This window comes from Micromonospora sp. NPDC005305 (assembly GCF_040607315.1).
Taxonomy (GTDB): domain Bacteria; phylum Actinomycetota; class Actinomycetes; order Mycobacteriales; family Micromonosporaceae; genus Micromonospora.
Window position 1 is genome coordinate 31,794 of sequence record NZ_JBEXGL010000019.1, and the last position, 18,749, is coordinate 50,542.

Annotated in this window: 18 protein-coding genes and 1 pseudogene; 4 read left to right on the plus strand and 15 right to left on the minus strand. The window is 73.3% G+C overall.

Annotated elements, in window-relative coordinates; genetic code table 11:
- Positions 1 to 11: 11 nt before the first annotated feature.
- The 3 genes from ABZS80_RS25705 to ABZS80_RS25715 all read right to left on the minus strand — a co-directional run bounded on the left by ABZS80_RS25705 (position 12) and on the right by ABZS80_RS25715 (position 4,726).
- Positions 12 to 632 carry an HAD-IA family hydrolase gene (locus ABZS80_RS25705; protein ID WP_151464229.1) on the minus strand — a complete coding sequence of 207 codons (621 nt, stop codon included), beginning with the start codon at positions 630 to 632 and terminating at the stop codon, positions 12 to 14.
- A gap of 11 nt (positions 633 to 643) precedes the next feature.
- Positions 644 to 4,228, minus strand: coding sequence for a chromosome segregation protein SMC (smc, locus tag ABZS80_RS25710; protein WP_355059716.1), 3,585 nt, complete (start codon positions 4,226 to 4,228; stop codon positions 644 to 646).
- Between the two features lie 303 nt (positions 4,229 to 4,531).
- A complete protein-coding gene (locus ABZS80_RS25715) occupies positions 4,532 to 4,726 on the minus strand; it encodes a hypothetical protein (protein ID WP_007456482.1) in 195 nt (64 codons plus the stop codon).
- 373 nt (positions 4,727 to 5,099) lie between these two features.
- Here ABZS80_RS25715 and ABZS80_RS25720 point away from each other — a divergent pair, with 373 nt between their 5' ends.
- Both ABZS80_RS25720 and ABZS80_RS25725 read left to right on the plus strand, forming a co-directional pair.
- Entirely contained in the window at positions 5,100 to 6,377 is a 1,278-nt protein-coding gene (locus ABZS80_RS25720) for a CAP domain-containing protein (RefSeq protein WP_355059718.1), read from the plus strand.
- Positions 6,378 to 6,527: 150 nt separating this feature from the next.
- Positions 6,528 to 7,394 carry an endo alpha-1,4 polygalactosaminidase gene (locus ABZS80_RS25725; RefSeq protein ID WP_355059833.1) on the plus strand — a complete coding sequence of 289 codons (867 nt, stop codon included), beginning with the start codon at positions 6,528 to 6,530 and terminating at the stop codon, positions 7,392 to 7,394.
- Between the two features lie 13 nt (positions 7,395 to 7,407).
- On the opposite strand, the gene ABZS80_RS25730 is transcribed toward ABZS80_RS25725, so the two are convergent.
- The gene (locus ABZS80_RS25730; RefSeq protein WP_355059719.1) at positions 7,408 to 7,581 is read right to left on the minus strand and encodes a hypothetical protein; all 174 of its coding nucleotides are present in this window, start codon (positions 7,579 to 7,581) and stop codon (positions 7,408 to 7,410) included.
- A gap of 379 nt (positions 7,582 to 7,960) precedes the next feature.
- On the opposite strand from ABZS80_RS25730, the gene ABZS80_RS25735 reads away from it, so the two are divergent.
- A complete protein-coding gene (locus tag ABZS80_RS25735; protein WP_355059721.1) occupies positions 7,961 to 8,119 on the plus strand; it encodes a DNA-binding protein in 159 nt (52 codons plus the stop codon).
- Positions 8,120 to 8,153: 34 nt separating this feature from the next.
- On the plus strand, positions 8,154 to 8,486 hold the full coding sequence (locus ABZS80_RS25740; RefSeq protein WP_355059723.1) for a hypothetical protein: 333 nt from the start codon (positions 8,154 to 8,156) through the stop codon (positions 8,484 to 8,486).
- A gap of 35 nt (positions 8,487 to 8,521) precedes the next feature.
- Here ABZS80_RS25740 and ABZS80_RS25745 read toward each other — a convergent pair whose 3' ends face one another.
- From ABZS80_RS25745 to rsmD, 11 genes and pseudogenes are all read right to left on the minus strand, one after another.
- Complete coding sequence (locus ABZS80_RS25745; protein WP_355059725.1) at positions 8,522 to 9,064, minus strand: GNAT family protein; 543 nt, start codon at positions 9,062 to 9,064, stop codon at positions 8,522 to 8,524.
- 123 nt (positions 9,065 to 9,187) lie between these two features.
- Positions 9,188 to 10,693: an MFS transporter gene (locus ABZS80_RS25750; protein ID WP_355059727.1), complete on the minus strand. Its 1,506-nt coding sequence runs from the start codon at positions 10,691 to 10,693 to the stop codon at positions 9,188 to 9,190.
- A gap of 175 nt (positions 10,694 to 10,868) precedes the next feature.
- On the minus strand, positions 10,869 to 13,088 hold the full coding sequence (locus ABZS80_RS25755) for an MMPL family transporter (protein WP_355059729.1): 2,220 nt from the start codon (positions 13,086 to 13,088) through the stop codon (positions 10,869 to 10,871).
- Between the two features lie 254 nt (positions 13,089 to 13,342).
- Positions 13,343 to 14,182: pseudogene (mutM, locus tag ABZS80_RS25760) on the minus strand (bifunctional DNA-formamidopyrimidine glycosylase/DNA-(apurinic or apyrimidinic site) lyase); the annotation flags it as partial.
- Positions 14,175 to 14,963, minus strand: coding sequence for a ribonuclease III (gene rnc, locus ABZS80_RS25765; protein ID WP_151462627.1), 789 nt, complete (start codon positions 14,961 to 14,963; stop codon positions 14,175 to 14,177). The gene rnc and the pseudogene mutM, both read right to left, overlap by 8 nt.
- On the minus strand, positions 14,960 to 15,919 hold the full coding sequence (locus ABZS80_RS25770; RefSeq protein ID WP_355059835.1) for a phosphate acyltransferase PlsX: 960 nt from the start codon (positions 15,917 to 15,919) through the stop codon (positions 14,960 to 14,962). Before ABZS80_RS25770 ends, rnc begins: the two co-directional genes overlap by 4 nt.
- Positions 15,920 to 16,046: 127 nt before the next feature.
- Positions 16,047 to 16,220, minus strand: a complete 174-nt coding sequence (gene rpmF / locus ABZS80_RS25775; RefSeq protein ID WP_091096818.1) for a 50S ribosomal protein L32 — start codon at positions 16,218 to 16,220, stop codon at positions 16,047 to 16,049.
- Between the two features lie 5 nt (positions 16,221 to 16,225).
- On the minus strand, positions 16,226 to 16,789 hold the full coding sequence (locus ABZS80_RS25780; RefSeq protein WP_355059731.1) for a YceD family protein: 564 nt from the start codon (positions 16,787 to 16,789) through the stop codon (positions 16,226 to 16,228).
- Between the two features lie 126 nt (positions 16,790 to 16,915).
- Complete coding sequence (locus ABZS80_RS25785) at positions 16,916 to 17,413, minus strand: hypothetical protein (RefSeq protein WP_091269033.1); 498 nt, start codon at positions 17,411 to 17,413, stop codon at positions 16,916 to 16,918.
- Positions 17,414 to 17,558: 145 nt separating this feature from the next.
- The gene (gene coaD, locus ABZS80_RS25790; RefSeq protein WP_355059733.1) at positions 17,559 to 18,035 is read right to left on the minus strand and encodes a pantetheine-phosphate adenylyltransferase; all 477 of its coding nucleotides are present in this window, start codon (positions 18,033 to 18,035) and stop codon (positions 17,559 to 17,561) included.
- A complete protein-coding gene (gene rsmD, locus ABZS80_RS25795; protein WP_355059735.1) occupies positions 18,032 to 18,595 on the minus strand; it encodes a 16S rRNA (guanine(966)-N(2))-methyltransferase RsmD in 564 nt (187 codons plus the stop codon). Before rsmD ends, coaD begins: the two co-directional genes overlap by 4 nt.
- Positions 18,596 to 18,749: the final 154 nt, after the last annotated feature.

The following is an 18,749-nucleotide window of genomic DNA, read 5'->3' on the forward strand; positions in this document are numbered from 1 at the left end:
GCCGGACCGGCTCAGAACGCCAGCGCCGCCCGGATGTAGCGCAGGTCGGCCGGGCCGCTCCAGCGGTGGGCGGAGAGCCCGGCCACGCGCGCGCCGGCCACCGCCCGGTCCTCGTCGTCGACGAACAGCACCCGCGCCGGCGGCGTCCCCAGCGCCTCGCAGGCCGCCTGGAAGTATTCCTTCGCCGGCTTGTGCACCCCGACCACCGAGGAGTTGACCACGACGTCCAGCTCGTCGGTCAGGTCCAGCGCGGCCAGGTCGGCGTCGAGCACGTCGGTGGCGTTGGTGCCCAGCCCCACCCGCACGCCGGCCGCCCGCACCTCCCGGATGAAGCCGAGCACCTCGGGGTCGACCTCGCCCCGGTAGCTCTGCCACGCGTCCACCGCGGCCCGGGCCCGCCCCGGGTCGCCGACCGAGGGGGTGAGCGCGTCGGCCACGCTGGTCATCCACTCGGCGTGGCTCACCTTGCCGGTGAGCACCGGCTGGAGCAGCCCCCAGGACATGGCGATCTCGCCGAGGACGCCCTCGGTCAGCCCGTACTCCCGCTCGACCCGGGCGGCGACCGCCGGGTCCCAGCGGCGCAGCACGCCGTCGAAATCGACCAGGAGCGCCGTGGCGCGTTCCCGACTCACTCGCTGTTCCCCTACCCCTCGTCGTCGGCCCGGTTGAGCCGCTGGCTGATCACCTGGGTGACCCCGCTGCGCATGGTCACGCCGTAGAGCGCGTCGGCGATCTCCATGGTGCGTTTCTGGTGGGTGATCACGATGAGCTGGCTCTTCTCGCGGAGCTGGGCCAGCAGCGTGATCAGGCGGCCCAGGTTGACGTCGTCGAGGGCCGCCTCCACCTCGTCCATGATGTAGAACGGACTGGGCCGCGCGCGGAAGATCGCCACAAGCATGGCCACCGCGGTCAGCGACCGCTCGCCGCCGGACAGCAGCGAGAGCCGCTTGATCTTCTTGCCGGGCGGCCGGGCCTCGACCTCGACGCCGGTGGTGAGCAGGTCCTCCGGGTCGGTGAGCACCAGCCGACCCTCGCCGCCCGGGAAGAGCACCGTGAACACCTGCTCGAACTCCCGCGCCGTGTCCTCGAACGCGCTGGCGAAGACCTCCAGGATGCGGTCGTCGACGTCCTTGACCACGGTGAGCAGGTCCCGGCGGGTGGCCTTGAGGTCCTCCAGCTGCTCGGAGAGGAACTTGAAGCGTTCCTCCAGCGCGGCGAACTCCTCCAGCGCCAACGGGTTGACCTTGCCGAGCAGGGCCAACTCCCGCTCCGCCTTGGCGGCACGCTTCTCCTGCACCGGCCGCTCGTAGCGGACCGGCTCGGGCACCGGCGTGCCCTCCTTCTCCGCCGCCGCGAGGTCCGCATCGGTGGGCGGGACGAGCTGGTCGGGGCCGTACTCGGCGACCAGGGTGGCCACGTCGAGGCCGAAGTCCTCGGCGGCCTTCGCCTCCAACTGCTCGATGCGCAGCCGCTGCTCGGCGCGGGCCACCTCGTCCCGGTGCACCTGGCTGGTCAGCCGCTCCAGCTCGGCGCCGAGCCGCTTCGCCGCGCCGCGTACCTCGGACAGCTCGGCCTCGCGGGCGGCGCGCTCGCGGGCCACCTCGTCGCGGTGCTCCTCGGCCCGGGCGATCGAGACGGTGAGCCGGGTGAGCGCCTCGCGGGCGCCGCCGACCACGGCCCGGGCGATCTCCGCGCCGCGGGTGCGGGCCGCGCGCCGGGCGGCCGCGCGCTCCCGCGCGGCCCGCTCGGCGGTCGCCAGCCGGGCGAGCGAGTCGGCCCGGCCGGCGATCGAGGAGACCCGCTCCTCGGCGGTACGCACGGCGAGGCGGACCTCCATCTCGTTCTGCCGGGCCTGCGGCACCATGGCGGCGAGCTGGTCGCGTTCCTCGGTGGACGGTTCGGCGTCGAGCGGGGTGGCCTCGGCCAGCCGGAGCCGTTCCTCCAGCTCGGCGAGGGCCGCCAGGTCGCGTTCCCGGGCCGCCTCGGCGCGGGCGCGGGACTCGCCGAGCCGGTCGGTCTCCGCCTTTGCCGACCGGGCGGCCGCGCCCAGCTCGGCGAGGCGGCGGGCGGCGGCGTTGCGGTGGCTCTCGGCCTCCCGCTTGGCGGCGGCGGCGTGCTGTACGGCCTCCTTGGCGGCGGCCACCTCGGCGCGCGCCTCGATCAGTTGCTCGCGCAGCTCGGCGCTGGTCCGCTCGGCGGTGGCCCGGTTGGTCCGGGCCTCCTCGACGGCGGCCTGCACCTCGATGTAGCTGGGCGCCTTGGCCGACCCGCCGGCCGCCGCGTACGCCCCGACCACGTCGCCGTCGGGGGTGACCGCGCGCAGCTCCGGGTTGCCGGCGACCAGCTCGGCGGCGGCGGCCAGGTCGTCGACCAGCACCACGTCGCGCAGCGCCCGGTGCACCGCCGGGCGGATCTCGGCGGAGCACTCCACGAGGTCGGGGGCCCAGCGGGCGCCGTCGGGCAGCTTCGGGCGCAGCGCGTCGGCGGAGCCGGCCATGCCGGGGCCGGCGGGGCTGCCGACCAGCAGGCCGGCACGGCCGGCGTCGGAGATCTTGAGCAGCCGCATGGCCTCGACGGCCTCGTCCACGCCGCTGACCGCGACCGCGTCGGCGAGCCCGCCGAGCGCGGCGGCGAGCGCCGCCTCGTTGCCCGGGGCCACGGTGAGCAGCCCGGCCAGGCTGCCGAGCAGGCCGGGCACCTGGTCGGCGCGGGCCAGCAGGGCGCCCGCGCCGTCCTTGCGGCGCAGGCCGAGGGCGAGCGCCTCCTCGCGGGCCTTCCAGGTCGCCGCGTCCTTCTCGGCGGCCCGCTCGGCGTCGGCGAGGCTGCGCACGGCGGCCTGGGCCTGCTCGTGCACGGCGACCGCCTCGGCGTGCCGGGCGTCCAGGTCGGCGTTGTCCCGGTCGGCCTCGGTGGACTGTTCGGCGACCGCGTCGAGTTCGCCCTGGGCCTTCTCGGCGCGGGCCAGGGCGTCGGTGTGCGCGGCGGCGAGCCGTTCGATCTCCTCGCCGGCGCTGGTGGTCCGGGCCCGCGCGGAGTTGACCTGGCCGGTCAGCCGGGCCAGGCCCTCGCGCCGGTCGGCGATGGCCTTGGCGGCGGCGACCAGTTCCCGCTCGGCGGCGGCGAGTTGCCGCTCCAGTTCCTGCCGGTGCTCGACCGCCTCGGCGAGCCGGATCTGGTCGTCGGTGAGCGCCGCCCGCAGCTCCTCCTCCTGCTCGCGGACCCGCCGGGACTCGGCCTCCAGCTGCTCCGGGTCGCGGCCGGGGCGCTCGTCGTCCCCGGAGGCGCTGAGGTGCCGCAGCCGTTCCCGGGCGAGCTGCTCGATCGAGCGGAACCGCTCCTGGAGCGCGGACAGCTTGTACCAGGTGTCCTGGGCCGCGGCGAGCAGCGGGGCGTCCTCGGCCAGCGCCGCCTCCAGCTCGCCGAGGCGGGCCTGCACCTCACCGTGCTCGCCCTCGATCTGCTCGCGCCGCTCGCGCAGCGCGGTCTCGTCGGCGATCTCCCGGTCCAGGGTGGTGCGCAGGGTGTGCAGGTCGTCGGCGAGCAGCCGCAGCCGGGCGTCGCGCAGGTTGGCCTGGATGGCGGCGGCCCGGCGGGCCACCTCGGCCTGCCGGCCCAGCGGCTTGAGCTGGCGGCGCAGCTCGGCGGTGAGGTCGGTGAGCCGGTTGAGGTTGGTCTGCATCGCGTCGAGCTTCCGCAGCGCCTTCTCCTTGCGCTTGCGGTGCTTGAGGACGCCGGCCGCCTCCTCGATGAACGCCCGCCGGTCCTCCGGCTTGGCGTGCAGCATGCCGTCGAGCCGGCCCTGCCCGACGATGATGTGCATCTCCCGGCCGATGCCGGAGTCCGAGAGCAGCTCCTGGATGTCCAGCAGCCGGCACGAGTCGCCGTTGATCTCGTACTCGCTCTCGCCGGAGCGGAACATCCGGCGGGTGATGGAGACCTCGGTGTACTCGATCGGCAGCGCGCCGTCGGTGTTGTCGATGGTGAGGGTGACCTCGGCCCGGCCCAGCGGCGCCCGCCCGGCGGTGCCGGCGAAGATGACGTCCTCCATCTTGCCGCCGCGCAGCGCCTTGGCGCCCTGCTCGCCGAGGACCCAGGCGATGGCGTCGACGACGTTGGACTTGCCGGAGCCGTTCGGGCCGACCACGCAGGTGATCCCCGGCTCCAGCTTCAGCGTCGTCGCGGAGGCGAAGGACTTGAAGCCCTTCACCGTCAGGCTCTTGAGATGCACCTTCTCGATCCTCGTCCGGTGGCCGCCGTACCGTCGCCGGCTGCGCGGACCTGGCGAACCCGCAGACTAACCCGCGGCCGGGGAGAGCCTGGTACGCGACCCACCCGGTGCCGGAGGTGTCCGGATTCCGGCGGTGTGGCGTACGCCACGGAAAAGTGCAAGATCATAATTGCGGGACGCAATTCCGGGGCCGGCCAGCAAGATCGCGGAATGAGGCCCGGAAAACAAAAAGCTGCGCGCCGGCACTGAAGTGTCGGCGCGCGTTTTCTGTGTGGTGCGATTCAGTTTTCCGACGACCGGAGATCAGGTCAGCGCGGGCTCGGCCAGTCGGAGGAGGTCATCCGCCTCCGCCGCAGCCGCCGCAAGCCGATCGTTGTCGGCACGCAGACGCGTGATCTCGAACTCCAGTGCCTGAACCCTGGCACGCAGTCGGGTGACCTCGTCGAGCAGACGCCGGTCGGGCGCTGCACCTACGTGGCCGTAGAGGGCCTTCGCCATGCTGACTCCTTGATATGCGCTGCCGGAAAGGCCGGCCAACGCGCGCCCATGATGTTCGCGGCTGCCATCCCCGCGAAATCCGGGCATGGCTGGGCGCGACTGGCGACACCTATATATTGAGCCGAACCCCCCTCCTTCGTCAAGTTCCCGCAGGCCGTAGATCATCTCCACGTCCACCGATCCACTTGTCGGGGGGTTGCCACAAGGCGCGGACACGCTCTGTCCGGACGCCTTTACTGTACGCCCGGGAATGTGTGAACGCCTCACCCTTGCTGTCGGGTTCCCCTTAACTCTTTCTTAGCCACGTTGCCGCAGCTCGCACCGCGCCCGTAGCGTCACTGCGGCCCGCAACCGACCCGTGGAGGGGACAGGCGTGTACCGCTGGACCGACCCGATCGACCCGGATGGCGTCTCCCGACGCCCCGAGCCACCGACCGACGAAGGGCCGGCCTGGCTCACCGACCGGCCCGAGCCGCGGTCGTCCTACCTCTTCGGGGACGAGCCGGGGCAGCCCGGCCCGGACCGGACCGAGGCGCCGACCGGCGCCTGGCAGGCCGACGCCCCGGCCACCCCGTGGCGGGACGACCCCACGCCCGAGCGCACCGGCCACCTCCCCACGGCCGACGCCGGGACGCACGGGTGGGCCGACGCCGGGCGGTACGCCGACGCCGACCGGACCGGGTACCACCCGGCCGCCGAGCCAGCGGCGTACGGCCCGGCGGCCCACCCGGGCGCACCGATGTCCCCCTACGAGCGGGCCGGCGGCTGGCACCCCGAGGAGCAGCACACCGCCGCCTGGCAGCCGGCCGCCGACGAGCAGCCCGCCGCGTGGCAGCCGTCCGCCCACGAGGGGCGGTCGACGGGCTCCTGGCAGCCGGGCACCGAGGCCGAGGACAACGGCCGTCACCGGCAGCGGCGCCGCCTGCCGCGTCCCCTCCTGATCGGTGGGGCCGCCGCCGCGGCGACGCTCGTGGTGAGCCTCGGCGTGGGCGCCCTGGTGCTGCCCGGTGACGACCAGCCGACCGAGCGGACCGCCGCCGACGCCCCGGTTGCCGCCGCCCCGCTCGCGTCCGACGGCACCGAGGCGGACCCGGGTGACGCGCTCGCGCCGGAGTCGACCAGCCCGAGCGCCGCGCCGACCAGCGCCCGGCCGACCCCGACGAAGAAGCCGACCCCGAAGCCGAGCCGGACCACGGCCCCGTCCCGACAGCTGCCGCGGAGCGCCGCGCCGAGCAGCACGGGCGCCACGGCGACCTCGACCAAGGGGCTCACCGCGGAGCTGCGGGAGGTCGTCGACCTGGTCAACCAGGAGCGGGCCAAGGCCGGCTGCAAGGCGCTGGCCGTCGACGACAAGCTGACGCTCGCCGCCCAGCGGCACAGCCAGGACCAGGCCGACAACAAGAAGATGTCGCACGACGGCAGCGACGGCAGCGACGTGGGCGACCGGCTCGACCGGGTCGGCTACGCCTGGCGGTCCTACGGCGAGAACGTCGCCTGGAACCAGCAGAGCCCCGCCGCGGTCATGGACGCCTGGATGAACTCCCCGGGGCACCGGGCCAACATCCTGAACTGCTCGTTCACCGAGATCGGCGTGGGCGTGGCGCGGAGCAACGGGCCGTACTGGACGCAGGACTTCGGCACGCCGCGCTGACCGGCGCGTCGTGACCGGGCCCGCGCTCGTTGACCGGGTGAGGTACGCCGGGGACGCCTGAGCCGTGCCGGCCCGCGTGGCCGGCACACCGGGGCCGCCGGAGACGTACCGGCAGGGGGCGGGGTGCCGCCCGCGACCCGGGAGCTGTCGATGCGGATCCGGCCGGCGTGGGCCGTGCCGCCCCGGCCGGTCCGCGTCCGCCGACGCGGGCCGCGCCGGGGCGTCGCGCTGGTGCTGACGGCGCTGCTGCTCGCCCCGGCCGCGGCCTGTCGGCAGCCGGTCGTCCCGCCCGGCGCGCCCACCCCGTGGCCGGCCGCGCAGGCCCGGCAGTGGCAGTGGCAGTGGCAGCTCACCGGCCCGGTCGACGTGACCGTCGAGGCCGACGTCTTCCTGCTCGACCCGGTGCGGACCACCTCCGCCGAGACCGGCGCGCTGCGCGCCCGCCATCGCCGCCTGGTGTGCCACGTCCGGGCCGGCACCTACGCGACCGGTGACCCGGACGCCAGCCGCTTCCCGGCGGCGGTACGTGGGGCGGCGGTCCCGGGCCGGCCGGGCAGCCACTGGCTGGACGTCCGCCGGTGGGACTCGCTGGAGCCCGTGCTGGCCGACCGGTTGCGGCTCTGCCGGGGCAAGGGCTTCGGCGCGATGGCGCTCGACGACGCCGACGGCTACCTGCACCGCCCCGGCTTCCCGCTCACCTTCGACGACCAACTGCTGTTCAACCGCCGGCTGGCCGCACTGGCCCGGCGGCTGGACCTCTCCCCCGGGCTGGTCGACGACCTGCCGCAGGTGGCGGCGCTCGCCCCCGACTTCGACTTCGCGGTCAACCAGGAGTGCGTCCGGCGAGGCGGGTGCGACAAGCTGCTGCCGTTCGTCGACGAGGACAAGCCGGTCTTCCACGTGGAATACACCGGCGACCCGGCCGAGTTCTGCGTCACCACGGTCGGCTACGGCTTCGCCTCGATCCTCAAGGACCGCACCCTGGACGCCTGGCGCGAGCCCTGCGTGCTCCCCTGAGGCGGCATCCCGGTCAGATCGAACGACGGGCGATGCCTGGCCGCCGCGCTGGTCTGAGGTGCCGCTCCTTGTGCTGCCGGACCATCTCGTCCCAGACCTCCTGCGGGAAGTCCGGGTCCGGTGGTATCCACCTGTGCGAGTTGTCGGAGTAGTGGAACTTCTCGTCACCCGGCTTGAGCACGCTCACGGCAACCAGCCGAGGAAGCGACGATGGAGTGGGCCGGCCGGAGCCCAGCCCATGTCCTGAGTGGCGGACAGCAGGTGCGAGGCCATGTAGAGGGAGAGGGACACCGGGGCGCCCTCGTACTCGGCGAGGAGTTGCCGGCGGCGCGTGGGACACGGCCAGGGCAGGCTGCACCCCGCGCAGGTCCATATCGGCTGAACGGGCCCGTGATCAGTCATGGGTCGAACAGGTCTTTCGCGGCATACCACCACGATGCCGGTCAGCCGACCGGTTAGTCAACTGGCAATGTCCATTAGACTAGCAGCCATCGACCTAGGTTCAGGCCATGGACCGAGGGCCGGGGCAGCTCATGGGGCCCTACGAGATTGCCCAGCGCCTAGGCGTGTCACGGCAGCGGTTCCAGCAGCTCGCCAGATATCCCACCTTCCCGAAGCCCTACCAGGAACTGCGCGGCATGAAGGTGTGGCTTGCCGACGACGTCGAGCGCTGGATCAAGGAGTACCGCCAGCCCCGCCCCACCGAGGACGACACACAGGCCTGACAACTACACCGTCACTACGCTTCGCCGGTGATGAATGATTCCGGTGGCGCGCTGGGTATCGAGGCCGCTCGCCACCGCGCTCGACGGCATCCGGCACGGCGAGTGGCCGCCCGGGTGGAGCCGTCGCCCTCACGACCTTGACCGGCGCATGGCCAAGGCGAAGCGGCTTCTCGCCGCCGTCCCCCGGATGGTTCCCGTGTACGGCCACCGCTACCTGCCGGCCGGCCGCGGCTCGTCCGGGCATCCCGTGCTCTCCATCCACGGACTGAGCGACACCATCGTGTACGGCCACGACCTCGCCCACTACATCGATCACGAGTTCCGAGAGCCCAGGGTGACCGTTTCCTTCTGGCGCGAATACGTGTGAGAGCTGAGGCCCCGTCGGCTGTTGTCGAAGGCCGGCTACGCCCTCACATCCGGCTTCCAGTCCCGCGCGAGGAGCCCGAGCAGCACCTCGTCGAGGAACTCGCCCAGCACCCAGGCCGAGGAGCGCAGCACGCCCTCGCGGACGAAGCCGTTGCGCTCGGCGGAGCGCAGCATCGCGGCGTTGTCCGCCAACGTCTCGATCTGCAGCCGCTGGAGGCCGCGCACGACGAATCCGTAGTGGCACAGCACCGCCACCACGTCGGTGCCGTAGCCCTTCCCTCGCGCGGACGGGAGCAGTCCCAGACCGATTTGCGCGGACCGGTTGTGGTTGTCGATACCCCACAGGGTGGCGGTGCCGACCAGCGTGCCGCCGTCCAGCTCCACCACGGAGAACGGGACGCTCCCCTGCTCCTGGTCGTCCACCACGAGCCGCGGGTCTTTCGAGCCGGGCGTGATCGGCCGCCACGGCCCGCCTTCGGCCCGGGATGAGTTGACCACGTCGTCGTAGAGCTCGGTTCGCAAGGTCGGGATGTCGTCCTCGTGCCGGGCCCTGAGCCCGACCGTCTTGCCCCTCAGCATGCGAGCTTCCTACCGGACCGGAACGGTCATCGACAAACCGATCGCCCTCCGCGTACCCGTGGACGAAGCAGCACCGCCCCCGGCCTGGACGGGCGGGGGCGGTGCCGGGGGGAGCGGCGGTCGTCAGCCGGCGGCGGCGCCGCTGGCCGGGGCCGGGGTGCCGGCGCCGCGCTGCGACGGGACGCCGGCGTGCTCGGCGCTGAGCGGGGTGGCCAGTTCCTCCAGGGACTTCCCCTCGGCCTTGACGCCGAGGGTCAGCTCCACCAGGCCACCGATGATCATGACGGCGGCGCCGACGACGAAGGCGACCACCGTGTCGCCGACCTTGCCGGTGCCGACCAGCTTGGCGAAGAGCAGCGGGCCGGTGATGCCACCGGCGGCGGTGCCGATCGCGTAGAAGAACGCGATGGCCATGGCCCGGGTCTCCATCGGGAAGATCTCGCTGACCGTCAGGTACGCGGCGCTGGCGCCGGCCGAGGCGAAGAACAGCACCACGCACCAGCAGGCGGTCATGCTGACCGCGTTCAGCACGCCCGAGTGGAACAGCCAGGCGGTGCCGAGCAGCAGCACGCCCGAGCCGATGTACGAGCCGGCGATCATCGGCACCCGGCCGACGGTGTCGAAGAGCTTGCCCAGCAGCAGCGGACCGAGCAGGTTGCCGACCGCGATCACCGCGAAGTAGTAGCCGCTGTTGCCCGGCGGGACGTCGAAGAACGTCTGCAGGATCTGGGCGAAACCGAAGGTGATCGCGTTGTAGAGGAACGCCTGCCCGATGAAGAGCGAGAAGCCGAGGGTGGCGCGCTTCGGGTAGCGGGCGAACAGGGTCCTGGCGATCTCCAGGAAGTTGGTGCTCTTGCGCTGCTTGACCTCGATCCAGTTGTCCGCCTCGGTGAGGTCCTTGCCGGTCTCACGCTTCACCTCGGCCTCGACCGACTCGACGAGATGGTTCGCCTCGTCGGCCCGACCGTGGATGAACAGCCACCGTGGGCTCTCCGGGACGTGCCGCCGGACCAGCAGGATCACCACGCCGAGCACGGCGCCCAGCCCGAACGCCACCCGCCAGCCGAGGTTGGTCGGCAGGCCGTTGAGCAGCGGCACGGTGAGCAGCGCGCCGAGGGCCGCGCCGAGCCAGAAGGTGCCGTTGATGATGATGTCGATCCGGCCGCGATGCCGCGCCGGGATCAGCTCGTCGATCGCCGAGTTGATGGCCGCGTACTCGCCGCCGATGCCCATGCCGGTGAGGAACCGGAACAGGAAGAACCACCAGGTGTCGAAGGACAGCGCGGTCAGGGCGGTGGCGACCAGGTAGAGCCCGAGGGTCAGCAGGAACAGCTTCTTGCGCCCGAACCGGTCGGTGAGCCAGCCGAAGAAGAGCGCGCCGGTGCAGGCGCCGGCCACGTAGAGCGCGGCGGCCAGGCCGGTGACCTGGCTCTGGGTGATGCTCAGGCCGCTGCCCGGCTCGGCGAGCTTGCCGGACAGGTTGCCGACGATGGTCACCTCGAGGCCGTCGAGGATCCACACCGTGCCGAGGCCGATCACGATCATCCAGTGCCAGCGGGACCACGGCAGCCGGTCCAGGCGGGCCGGGACGTTGGTCCGTACGGTGCCGGTCCGCACGTCGGTGCTCATGACGCGCTCCCGGGGGCTGCGGTGGCCGGGGCGCGACGGCGGTCCCCCGGCGTGAGCTGTTCGTCCATGGCGGCCCAGATGCCCCGCCGCCGCAGCCGTTAATCCTGCCGTGACACCTCCGTCACAGGGGCGAAGGGCGGACCGGACCGGCCCGCCCTCCCCCGTCCCCCCGGACTCAGCGCGCGCCGACCAGCTCCGGGGCCGGCGCCGGCGGCTCGGCCGGCGGGGTCGCCGCCCGGCCGCGCAGGAACCGCGGCGCCCACCAGTTCGCGTCGCCCAGCAGGGTCATCAGCGAGGGCAGCACCACCGCCCGGATGATCGTGGCGTCCAGCAGGATCGCCGCGGCCAGCCCGATGCCGAGCTGCTTGAAGTCGATGGTGCTCAGCGTCGCGAAGATCGAGAAGACCCCGACCATGACGATCGCCGCGCTGGTCACCACCCCCGCCGAGGAGGTGATCCCGTACGCCACGGCGTCCTTGTTCGTCATCCCCTGGCGGATGCCCTCGCGGATCCGGCTGACCACGAAGACGTGGTAGTCCATGGAGAGCCCGAACAGCACCACGAACAGGAACATCGGCAGCCAGGTGACGATCGCGTCCATCGAGGTGAAGCCGAGCAGACCCTCCGCCCAGTCGCCCTGGAAGACCAGCACCAGGAGGCCGTACGCGGCCCCGGCGGAGAGCAGGTTCAGCAGGATCGAGGTGAGCGCCACCACCACCGAGCGGAACGTCCAGGCCATCACGAGGAAGGTCAGCGCCAGGACGAAGGCCGCCACCAGGGGCAGCTTCGCCCAGATGTGGTCGGCGTAGTCCTCGCTGGCCGCCACGCCGCCGCCGACCGCGTACTCGACGCCCGGGATGCCGCCCAGCGCGGCCGGGACGAGGTCCTGGCGCAACTCGTGCAGGGAGCGGGACGCCTCGTCGGTGCGGCTCGCGTACGGGGTGGCCACCTCCAGCACCGACACCCGCCGGTCGGCCGACACCTGGATCTTCGGGCCGTCCCCCTCGGCCGGCGCGAAGAGCGGGTCGGCGGCGGCCCGGCCGGCCAGCCCGGTGAGCGCGGCCTTCACCCGGTCGGCCTGCTCGGCCGGCGCCCGCACGGCCACCGTGTGGCTGGTGCCGTTGCTCGGGAAGGCCGCGGTGAGCCGGTCGTACGCCTGCATGGCCGCCGTGTTGCGGGGCACGTCCTCCATGCCGGGGAACTTCAGCTTCATGCCGAGCGCCGGGGCGGCCAGGGCGAGCAGCAGCCCGACCGAGACCACCAGGGTGGCCACCGGCGCGCGCAGCGCCGGCTTCAGCACGGCCGGCCAGAAGCGGGGCCGGGCCGGCTGGCCGTGCCGCCCGACGCGCGGGGCGGTGAGCCGCCACAGCAGCGGCACCCGGGGCCGGTCGACCCAGCGGCCCAGCTTCGCCAGGAGCGCCGGCAGGACGGTCAGCGAGCCGATCACCGCGACCGCGACCACGAGGATCGAGCCGACGGCGAGCGACGAGAAGATGGCGTCCTGGGCGAGCAGCAGCCCCGCCATCGAGATGATCACTGCGGTGCCGGAGACCACCACGGCGTGCCCGGAGGTCTCCGCCGCGATCTCGACCGCGTCGAGCCCGGAACGCCCCTTGGCCCGCTCCTCGCGTTCCCGCCGGACGTAGAACAGCGAGTAGTCCACGCCGACCGCCATGCCGATCAGCAGGATGACGCTGGCCGTCGTGTCGGTGGCCGGCACCAGGTGCGAGGCGAGGGTGGAGAGGCCCATGGCCGCGGCCACCGAGGAGAGCGCGAGCAGCACCGGCACGCCGGCCGCGATGAGCGCGCCGAACGCGATGATCAGGATGGCCAGGGTGACCGGCAGGCTGAGCAGCTCGGCCCGCTTGAAGTCCTTGCCGAGGGTGTCGTCGAGCGCCTGGCCGATGGACGGGCCGCCGACCTGCTCGACCCGCAGCGCCGGGTGCGACTCCTGGACCTTCGCGGTGGTGTCGCGCAGCGGCTGCACCCGGTCGGAGGCGGTCTCCGGGTCGCCCGACATGGTGATCGGCACGAGCATGGCGTTGCCGTCCCGGGACGGCATCGGCGCGCCCACCGAAGTCACGCCGTCGACCTGCCGCAGCCGGGTCGCCGCGTCGTCGGCGGCGGCCTTCGCGGCGGTCGGGTCGAGCGTGCCCGAGCGGGGCGTGATCAGCACGTTCTCGGTGGCCGGCTCGTGGAAGCCGCCACTGTCGACGATCAGCTGGGCCCGCCCGAACTCGCCGATCGCCTGGTCGTCGTCGGTCGCCTCGTTCAGGCCGGCGGCGTTGCCGCCGACGAAGCACACCGCCACGAACACCACCCAGAGCGCGATGGCTCGCCACGGGTGCTCCGCACTCCACCGTGCCAGCCGCACGGTCACCGGTCGCCTGCCCATACCTGGGACCCCCTCCAGCGGTCGGCCCTGTGCCGACCTCTGCTGACGCTAGGGAGCGGGCCGGGCCCGGACATCGGGGAACGGCCCCCGCTCGTCCCCCATGCGGCAGGCTCCGGCCGGGCGGCCCGAACCGGGTCGGCCAACCGGACAGAACGGGATTTTCAGGGTACGACCGGGGGACCCGCCGGGCAGCGGCCGGCGAGGCACACGCGCGCAACCCCGAGCCGGCTCGGGGTCATCCCCGGAGGGCGCCCCCGGGGGCGGGGCTGGCAGCGCGGGCAACTGTAGGACGACCGGTTCATGAACGCCTCGCGCCGGATCGGCGCCCCGCACCGCGGGCAGGGCTCCCCCTCCCGGCCGTACGCGTTCAACGACCGGTCGAAGTAGCCGCTCTCGCCGTTGACGTTGACGTACAGCTCGTCGAAGCTCGTGCCGCCCTGCTTGATCGCCTCGCCGAGCACGTCCCGGACGTGGCCGAGCAGCCGGGTGGCCGCCGGGCCGGTCAGCGCGTCGGTCGGCCGGGCGCCGTGCAGCCCGGCCCGCCAGAGCGCCTCGTCGGCGTAGATGTTGCCGACGCCGGAGATGAGCGTCTGGTCGAGCAGCGCCCGCTTCACCTCGGTGCGCCGCTTCCGCAGCGCGGCCACGAAGCCGGCGTCGGAGAACTCCGGGTCCATGGGGTCCCGGGCGATGTGCGCGATCTCGGCCGGCAGCTCCGCCCCGCCCTCCGAGACGGACAGCCCGCCGAACGTGCGCTGGTCGACGAAGCGCAGCTCCGGGCCGTCGTCGGCGAACCGGAACCGGACCCGCAGGTGCAGCTCGTCGGCCGCGCCGACCGGCTGGAGCAGCAGCTGGCCGGACATGCCGAGGTGCCCGATGATGGCGTCCCCGCTGTCCAGCGGCAGCCACAGGTACTTGCCCCGGCGTCGGACGTCGGTGATCGTCCGGCCGGTCAGCACGTCGGCGAAGTGCTCGCCGCCCGGCTCGTGCCGGCGGACCGCCCGGGGGTGGCGCACCTCGACGGCGCTGATCCGCCGGCCGACGACCCACCCGGCCAGCCCCTGCCGGACGGTCTCGACCTCGGGCAGCTCAGGCACGGCCGGCGCCCGTCTCGGCGGGGTCGCCCGCCGCCTCGTCGGCGGCGGCCTTCGCGGCGGCCTCCGCCTCGGCCTGCTCGGTCAGCACCCGCCAGGCCGACTCGGCGGCCCGCTGCTCGGCCTCCTTCTTGCTGCGCCCCTCTGCGCCGCCGTAGCGGTTGCCGGCCACCACCACCCAGGCCGTGAAGGTCTTGAGGTGGTCCGGGCCGGTGCCCTCGATCCGGTATTCCGGAACGCCCAGCCCCAGCGCGGCGGTCAGCTCCTGGAGGCTGGTCTTCCAGTCCAGCGCCGCGCCCCGGCCAGCCGACTCCGCCATCAGCGGGTCGAACAGGCGGTGGATCACGAGGGCCGCGGTGTCCAGGCCGTACTGGAGGTAGATCGCGCCGAGCAGCGCCTCCAGGGTGTCGGCCAGGATGCTCGCCTTGTCCCGGCCGCCGGTGGCCTCCTCGCCCTTGCCGAGCAGCAGGTACGCGCCCAGCCCGTCCGGGCCGAGACCGCGCGCCACGTCGGCGAGGGCACGCATGTTGACCACGCTGGCCCGCAACTTGGCGAGCTGACCCTCGGGCAGGTCCGGGTGGTTGTGGAAGAGCGCCGTGGTGATCACCACGCCGAGCACCGAGTCGCCGAGGAACTCCAGCCGCTCGTTGGTGGGCAGGCCACCGTTCTCGTACGCGTACGAGCGGTGGGTCAGCGCGCGCTCCAGCAGGTCCGGGTCGAGCGACACCCCGAAGGCCGTCTCCAGGTGGCCGACGGGAGCACGCCGCCGCTTGTCGTTGGTCATGGTGCTACCTCGGTGTCGTTGCGGTCAGGTGCGGGATCCTGCGGGACAGCGTCCAGCAGGGTCGAGACGGTGTCGGTGGCGCCCCGTCGCCACAGGTGGGCGGCGAGGGCGATGCCGGAGGCGACGTCGTCGGGCCGGGCCGCGCCGTGGCAGACCACCACGGTGCCGGCCACCCCGAGCAGGGCCGCCGCGCGGGGAGCGCCACCGCTCGCCGGGGGCCCGCCGGCCATCGCGTACGCGCCCTCGATGGCCTTGAGCAGCACGTTGCCGGTGAAGCCGTCGGTCACCACCACGTCGGCGCGGGAGCCCAGGGAGACGTCGTACCCCTCGACCAGACCGATGTAGCGGGCGCCGCACGGCAGCGGCACGGCGGCGAGGGCGGGGTCGGCGGAGCGGCGCAGGCGGTCGCCCTTGCCCGCCTCGGTGCCCACGGAGAGCAGCCCGACGCGGGGCGCGGCGACGGCGTGCGCCACGGCCGCGTAGGCGGCGCCGAGCACGGCGTGCCGGGCCAGGGTGGCGGGGCCGGGTTCCAGGGTGCCGCCGACGTCCAGCAGCACCACCGGCCCGTCGACGGCGGGCAGGGTGGCCACCAGGGCGGGCCGGCGCACCCCGGTCCAGCGACCGAGGCCGAGCGCGGCGGCGGTGACGGTGGCGCCGGTCGAGCCGGCGGAGACGAGCGCGTCGGCGAACCCGTCGCGGACGGCGTGCACGGCCGCGCGGACGGTGCTCTCCCCGCGCGCGGCCGTGGGGTGGTCGGCCATACCGACGGCGGTCCGCACCGGGCGGACGGTGACCCGGGCACGCTGCTCCGGGTCGAGCGCACCGATCAGCCCGTCGGCGACCTCGGTCGGTCCGACGAGCAGCAGATGCAGGTCAGGGTCGGTACGCACCGCCCGCAGAGCGCCGTCAACCACGACGGCGGGAGCATTGTCCCCGCCGAGGAGGTCGACGGCGATCCGCGCGGCGCCCGGCTCCGTCGGCGCGCCGGCCGGGGAACGGCCGGCGGCGGAGGGAGCCGGGGCACCGGGCGAGAGCCGTGGTGCGTGCGCCACCCGACCGGGGGTCGGGGACGTCACTCGGCGGTCAGACCTCGAGGACCTGGCGGCCGTTGTAGGTGCCGCAGACGGAGCAGGCGGCGTGCGGCAGCTTGGCCGACTTGCACTGCGGGCAGGCAACGGTCGCCACAACCGCGGCCTTCCAGTTCGCCCGGCGGGCGCGGGTGTTGCTGCGCGACATCTTGCGCTTGGGGACGGCCACGGTTCTTACTCCTCTTTACGGGTCAGTTGCGACAGGCCCGCCCAACGCGGGTCGACCTGCTGGTGACTGTGGTCGGCCGGCAGATCGTCCCAGTGCACCCCGCACTCGGGGCACAGGCCTGGGCAGTCCTCCCGGCAGAGCGGGTTGGTCGGCAGTGCGAGCACCACCGCATCCCGCAGCGCCGGCTCCAGGTCGATCAGATCGCCCTGCATCCGGCCCACCTCGTCCTCGTCGGTCGTGTCGTCCGTGGTGCTGTTCTCGTACGCGTACAGCTCCTGGATCGTCACGGCCACCGAGTCGTCGATCTCGCGCAGGCAGCGCCCGCACTCGCCCTTGACGGGACCGGTGACGGTCCCGGAGACGAGCACGCCCTCGGACACCGACTCCATCCTCAGGTCGAGGTCGAGGTCCGCGCCCTCCGGCACTTTGATCAACTCCACGCCGAGGTCCGCCGGTGCCGGCACGACTTGCCGATGCGTACGCAACGCGCCAGGCCGGCGCGGCAGTTCCCTCGTGTCGAGGACCAGCGGCGACCTGGGGTTGAGTTGGCTTGGCGAGTGTTTGGGCATAGTTAGACTCCGGCCGGTGAGAGGCCGACAAAAAAGGTTACCTGGGCGACCCGCGAACCGTCTAACCGGGGGCGTCGCCGCCCGGCCTGGCGGCTGCCGGCTGTCGGCCGCCGGCCCGCGTGCCGCTCAGAAGGGTAGCGGGCGGTCCGCCTCGTCCCCAGCGAACGTGCCGATCTCCCGCAGCGCGTGCATCTTGTCCCGGCCACGCTCTATCGAGGCGAGCGCCCGGGTCAGGAACTGCTCGAAGTTGGCCAGGGCGGTGTCGACGTAGTCGTCGACCTCGTCCCGCAGGCGCTGCGCCTCCGCCCGGGCCTCGGCGATGATCCGGGCGCCCTCGTGCTCGGCGGAGACGGTGATCTCATTCACCGAGACCAGGCGGGCGTGTTCCGCCTCACCCTCGCTGATGATCCGGTCGGCCTCGCGCTTGCCGGCCTCCATGATCTTGTCCCGCTCCTCCAGCAGCGCGGCGGCCCGGCGCAGGTCGGCGGGAAGCTCCACGCGCAGCTCGTCCAGGGCGGCGATCATCTCGCCCCGGTCGACCATGCAGTTGTTGCGTGACATCGGCACGGAGCGGGCCTGCTCCACCATGGCGATCAGTTCGTCGATGCGATCGAGCGGGTCCACCGGTACCTCACTCCTGTCGTTCGTCGGCCGACCTTCATGATGCGGCCTGCGCCCGGGTTCGGCGCTGCACACATCATGTCGCGCGTCGGCCAGCGCCGCGCCACCCGCCCCCGCCCGGCGCGTCGCCCGCGGAGCCGGCGGGCCGTCAGCGGTGGAGCCGGGCCACCAGCGCCTCGCGGACCAGGTCCGGGACGTGCGCGGAGATGTCGCCGCCCCACTTGGCGACGTCCTTGACCAGGCTGGAGGAGAGGAACGAGTAGAGGGGGTTCGTCGGCATGAAGAGGGTCTCCACGCCGGCCAAACCGATGTTCATCTGGGCCATCTGGAGCTCGTAGTCGAAGTCGCTGACCGCGCGCAGGCCCTTGATCAGCACGCTCGCGTGCTGGGCGCGGCAGAAGTCGACAAGCAGCCCGCGGAACGACTCCACCCGCACGTTGTCGTACGAGGCGGTCACCTCGCGGAGCATGTCGATCCGCTCCTCGACCGTGAACAGCCCCTGCTTCGACTGATTGACCAGCACGCCGACGATCACCTCGTCGAAGAGCCGGCTCGCCCGGCCGATGATGTCGAGGTGTCCGTTGGTGACCGGGTCGAACGAGCCGGGACAGACCGCACGTCTCATGATCGGCGACCGTACCAAAGGGTGGTCTCGCCGTAGCGGCGGCTGCGCTCGGCAGTGACGCCTTCCACCCACCCGACCGGGCCGGTGCGGCTGGACCGCTCGACGACCACCAGGGCGTCCGGGGCCAGCCAGCCGCCGCCGACCAGCGCGGCCAGCATCGCGGTGATCTCGCTGTCGGGTACGGCGTAGGGCGGGTCGGCGAAGACCAGGTCGTACGGCCCGCCGTCCGGGCCGGCGGCGAGCACGGTCGCCACCTTGCCGGTGACCAGGCGGGCGGCCGGGGCGGCCCGGAGCGCGACGATGTTCTCCCGGATCACCCGGGCGGCCCGGGCGTCCGACTCGACGAGCAGCACCTGCGCGGCCCCCCGGGACAGCGCCTCCAGCCCGACCGCGCCGGAGCCGGCGTAGAGGTCGGCGACGCGCGCCCCGTCGAGGTCCAGCTCGGCCTGCACCGCGCTGAACAGCGCTTCCCGGACCCGGTCGGAGGTCGGCCGGGTGCCGGCGCCGGGCGGGGCGGCGATCCGCCGGCCGCCGAGCGTCCCGCCCACGATCCGGGTCACCGCCGCTCCCTCCGCATGCCCCGACGCTACGCGATGTCCGGATTGGGGTGCGCAGACCACCCCGCGGCAGCGATCCGTCACGGCTCGTACATCAATGATCTCAAATCTATAACAGTCCCTTTACGACCCGTCGGTTGCGGTAACGCCCGTGCTG